The organism is Nonomuraea recticatena, assembly GCF_039533245.1.
In the GTDB taxonomy this organism is placed as follows: Bacteria; Actinomycetota; Actinomycetes; order Streptosporangiales; family Streptosporangiaceae; genus Nonomuraea; species Nonomuraea roseola.
Genome location: NZ_BAAATE010000140.1, coordinates 1 through 812, shown reverse-complemented (window position 1 = coordinate 812; position 812 = coordinate 1). Strand labels below are relative to the sequence as shown.

Genomic DNA, 812 nt, shown 5'->3' with positions numbered 1-812 from the left:
ATGCCTCTGGCCTTGCGGGCCAGGCCGATCCAGGCGAGGACGATGCCGCCCAGCGCGAGGATCGCTGCGGCGCCGAGGATCGCCAGCGTCGTGGTCGAGAGGCTCATCGCGGGGGCTCCTGGGCGGGGTCGGGCCTCCCGAGGGTCTGGCCGCTGTCCGTGCCGGTCTCCTCGACGTCACTGAGGCCCAGCGTGGGGCCGTCGGCGGGTTCGGGGTCGGGTTCGCGGATGACGAAGTGCTCGCCGATGCCCGAGACGGCGAGGAGCCGCTTCAGGAAGTCGCCGAGGTTCGCGAGGACGAGCACGGCCCGGGAACGGGCGGCCGCGCGCGCGAGGATGACGAGCGTGCCCAGTCCGCGCGAGTCGCAGAAGGTCACGCCCCGCATGTCGAGGACGACGCGTACGGGGTCCTCCACGAGGGCGGCGTCAACGGCCGCGGAGAGCCGAGGCGCGGTGTGCAGGTCGATTTCGCCGGTCAGCACCACGATCGTCTCGTTCGCCTCGCGGTATACCGAGATGTCGAGCTTTTGGTGCACCACGCGACCAACCCTAACCGGTTTCCCCCGAAAGCAGGAGCCCCCGCGGCGGATAGAACGCGAAACCTTGTCGCGCTTGCCTTTCGAACACGCAGCGGCTCGGCGCTGTCACACCTGTGCGTCAGGGTTTGAACTGGGGGCCCAATCGGCGGTCGAACCTCTTCAGCGTGCCGCTACGCCTGCCCCGGCTCGAGCAGGCCCAGGATGCGGTCGATCTCCGGGTCGGCGTCGCGGCCTTCCTGCCAGGCGACGAGCGCGTCGCGGACCTGGTCGAGCC

General features: G+C 70.6%; 1 protein-coding gene. It reads right to left on the bottom strand.

Going from position 1 to position 812, the window contains the following annotated elements; all coding sequences use genetic code 11:
• Nucleotides 1-103: 103 nt before the first annotated feature.
• Nucleotides 104-538, bottom strand: coding sequence for an STAS domain-containing protein (locus tag ABFX50_RS50795; protein WP_270124820.1), 435 nt, complete (start codon nucleotides 536-538; stop codon nucleotides 104-106).
• Between the last annotated feature and the right edge of the window lie 274 nt (nucleotides 539-812).